Annotated in this window: 3 protein-coding genes; 2 read left to right on the forward strand and 1 reads right to left on the reverse strand. The window is 67.3% G+C overall.

What is annotated here, in order from left to right; translation table 11 throughout:
* Window positions 1–50: 50 nt before the first annotated feature.
* On the forward strand, window positions 51–1,100 hold the full coding sequence (locus EOD07_RS27275; protein WP_127237603.1) for an aldo/keto reductase: 1,050 nt from the start codon (window positions 51–53) through the stop codon (window positions 1,098–1,100).
* 65 nt (window positions 1,101–1,165) lie between these two features.
* On the opposite strand, the gene EOD07_RS27280 is transcribed toward EOD07_RS27275, so the two are convergent.
* Window positions 1,166–2,071, reverse strand: a complete 906-nt coding sequence (locus tag EOD07_RS27280; RefSeq protein WP_127237604.1) for a LysR family transcriptional regulator — start codon at window positions 2,069–2,071, stop codon at window positions 1,166–1,168.
* 183 nt (window positions 2,072–2,254) lie between these two features.
* Between EOD07_RS27280 and EOD07_RS27285 the strand changes: the two genes are divergently transcribed.
* Entirely contained in the window at window positions 2,255–3,442 is a 1,188-nt protein-coding gene (locus EOD07_RS27285; protein ID WP_127237605.1) for an MFS transporter, read from the forward strand.
* Window positions 3,443–3,451 lie beyond the last annotated feature (9 nt).

The raw sequence follows: 3,451 nt of genomic DNA on the forward strand, positions 1-3,451 counted from the left end.
GCCCGTTCCTATTTCGTGGCTGTCTTCAAATTTTCTCGGGGAATCCCACCATGCGCTATAACCAGCTCGGCAATACCGGCCTGTTCGTTTCCGAACTCTGCCTCGGCACCATGACCTTCGGCGCCGCCGGCCAGAATGCCCAATGGGGCCTGATCGCCAGTCTCGACCAGAAAGGCGTCAACGAGATCGTCGGCCGCTCGATCGCCGCGGGCGTCAATTTCTTCGACACGGCCGACGTCTATTCCTTCGGCCAGTCCGAGCAATTGCTGGGACAGTCGCTCAAGGATCTCGGCGTCAAGCGCTCGGACGTGATCATCGCCACCAAGGTGCATGGCGCCATGGGCAACGGGCCGAACGAGCGCGGCTCCTCGCGCGGCCACATCATGGATTCGGTCGACGGCAGCCTGAAGCGGCTGCAGCTCGATCATATCGATCTCTACCAGCTGCACGGCACCGACACGGTGACGCCGATCGACGAGACGCTGCGCGCGCTCGACGACCTCGTCGCCAGCGGCAAGGTGCGGTACGTCGGCGTCTCCAACTGGCAGGCCTGGCGCATCGCCAAGGCGCTGGGCATTGCCGAGCGCAAGGGCTTTGCCCGCTTCGAGACGATCCAATCCTACTATTCGATCGCCGGCCGCGATCTCGAGCGTGAGATCGTGCCTTTGATCAACGAAGAGAAGCTAGGCCTGATGGTCTGGTCGCCGATGGCTGGCGGCTTGCTTTCCGGCAAATACGGCCCCGGCGCGCCCGGCAATGGCGAGGGCCGCCGCGCGTCCTTCAACTTCCCGCCGGTCAATGAGGATCGCGCCTGGGCGGCGGTTGCCGTCATGCGCGAGGTCGCCAGGAAGCATGGCGTCAGCGTCGCCACGGTTGCGCTGGGCTATGTGCTGGCCAAGCCTTTCGTGATGAGCGTCCTCATCGGCGCCAGCCGCATGGACCAGCTCGAGCAGAACCTGGCCGCCACCGGCCTGCAGCTCGATGCCGACGACCTCGCCAAGCTCGACGAGGTGAGCGCGTTGCCCGCCGAATATCCCGGCTGGATGCTGGAGCGGCAAGGCGCCGGCCGGCGTCCGGCGCCGTTCGTGCCGAAGGCATGATCCGTCTTCGAACAAAGCCGGCCTTTTCGGAAGCCGCGTGTCCCTGGGCGCGCGGCTTTTCCGTTTCAAAGGCGCACTGTCTCCGCAAGAAAATCGAGAAACGCCCGCACCCGGGCCGGCAGATGCTTGCCCTGGCCGACATAGACGGCATGCGTCTGCTCCTCGTCGCCGGGATTGAATGCTTCCAGCAGCGGCACGAGCCGCCCGGCGCCGATGTCCGGTTCGACATGCCAGCGCGCCAGCCTTGCGATGCCGGCGCCGGCCAATGTCGTCAGCCGCATCGCCTCGCCGTCGCTGACCGTCGAATTGCCGGCGATCGGAACCATGAGCGGAGCGCCTTTCGCATCCACGAATGGCAGGCCGTCGATATGCCGCACGAAGCCGAAAGCGAGCAGATTGTGGCTGGCCAGGTCGGCCGGCGTCCGCGGCATGCCGCGCGCTTCGAGATAGGCCGGCGCCGCGACCACCACCATCCGGCTCTGGCCGAGCTTGCGCGCCACCAGCCGTGACTCCCTGAGCGGGCCGGCGCGGATCGCGACATCGGCGCGCTCCTCCATCAGGTCGATGACGCTGTCGGTCAGCACCGCCTCAACGGAGATTTCCGGGTAGCGTTCGAGGAAGCGCGGCAACAGCGGCATCAGCCGATGCTGGCCGAACGGTACGTAGGAATTGACCCTCAGCCTGCCGCGCGGCGCGGCGCCCGCCGCCGCTTCCCGTTCGGCCGCATCGAGATCGGCCAGGATGCGCATGCCGCTGTCGTGGAAGGCCGCGCCTTCCGGTGTCAGTTGCAGCCGGCGCGTCGAGCGGCTGATCAGCCGCGCGCCAAGCCGCGCCTCGAGCCGCGCGATCAGCTTGCTCACCGCCGAAGGCGTCATGCGCAATGCCCGCGCCGCGGCCGAAAAGCTGCCCGCCTCGACGACGCGGACGAACACTTCGATCTCGCCGGAACGGTTGATGTCGGGCCTCGCCATTCGTGAATCTATTTCACAGAAAATATGCCTGGCGCAAGGCTGGTTCACAGCTTGCCCGATCACGATCTTCCCCGTGCATGATCCCGAAAAGTGGGGAACCGGTTTTCGGGAAAGATCATGCGCCAGCAAAGATTCCGGGGCGCGGGATTGAGCGCCCCTTTCCTGACCAGACGGACCATCGCCATGCCCCTTGCTCTCTATGCCCTCACCGCCGGCGCCTTCGGCATCGGCGTCACCGAATTCGTCATCATGGGCCTGCTGCTCGATGTCAGCGCCGATCTCGGCGTCTCGATCTCGTCCGCGGGCCTGCTCATTTCCGGCTATGCGCTGGGTGTCGTCGTCGGCGCGCCGCTGCTTGGCGCGCTGACCGGCCGCCTGGCGAAGAAGACCTTGCTGCTTGCCCTGATGGTGGTCTTCACCGTCGGCAACCTCGCCTGCGCGCTGGCGCCCGACTACTGGACGCTGATGGCGGCGCGTGTGCTGACCGCCTTCGCCCACGCCTCCTTCTTCGGCGTCGGCTCCGTCGTCGCCACCAGCCTGGTCGCGCCGAACAGGAAGGCCTCGGCGATCGCGCTGATGTTCACCGGCCTCACCGTCGCCAACATCCTCGGCGTGCCTTTCGGCACCTGGCTCGGCCAGGCCTATGGCTGGCGTTCCACCTTCCTCGCCGTCACGCTGGTTGGCGTCATCGCCTTTGCGGTGATCGCATTGCTGGTGCCGCGCGACGAGCCCGCCGCCGCGGACGAGGAGGAAAGCACCGAAGGCACGCTCGCCGTGCTCGGCCGCCGGCCGGTGCTGCTCGGCCTGTTGACCACGGTGCTGAGCTGGGTCGGCGTCTTTGCCGCCTTCACCTATCTGGCGCCGATCCTCACCCGCGTCACCGGCTTTTCCGAGGGAGCCGTATCGCCGATCCTGCTTGTCTTCGGCGGCGGGCTGGTGGCGGGCAATCTGCTTGGCGGACGCCTCGCCGACCGCCATCTGGTGCCGACGGTCGTCGGCACGCTGGTCGCGCTGTCGGCCGTGCTGTTCGTCATGACTGCGGCGATCCATCAGCCGATCACGGCGATCGTCGCCGTCGGCCTGCTGGGTGCCGCCGCCTTCGCCACCGTCGCGCCGCTGCAGATGTGGGTGCTGGAGAAGGCCGAGGGCGCCGGTCAGGGCCTGGCCTCCTCCTTCAACATCGCCGCCTTCAATCTCGGCAATGCCATCGGCGCCTGGCTCGGCGGCTTCGTCATCGACCATGGCCCCGGCCTCGGCGCCGTCCCCCTTGTTGCGGGCCTGGTGCCGCTTGCCGCGCTCGGCGTCGTGCTCATGGCGCTGCGCCTCGAACGCGGCCGGGCGATCGGCAAGCCGGTCACCGCGCAGTGCTGAGCGCTGATC

It is taken from the genome of Mesorhizobium sp. M2C.T.Ca.TU.002.02.1.1, from assembly GCF_003997225.1.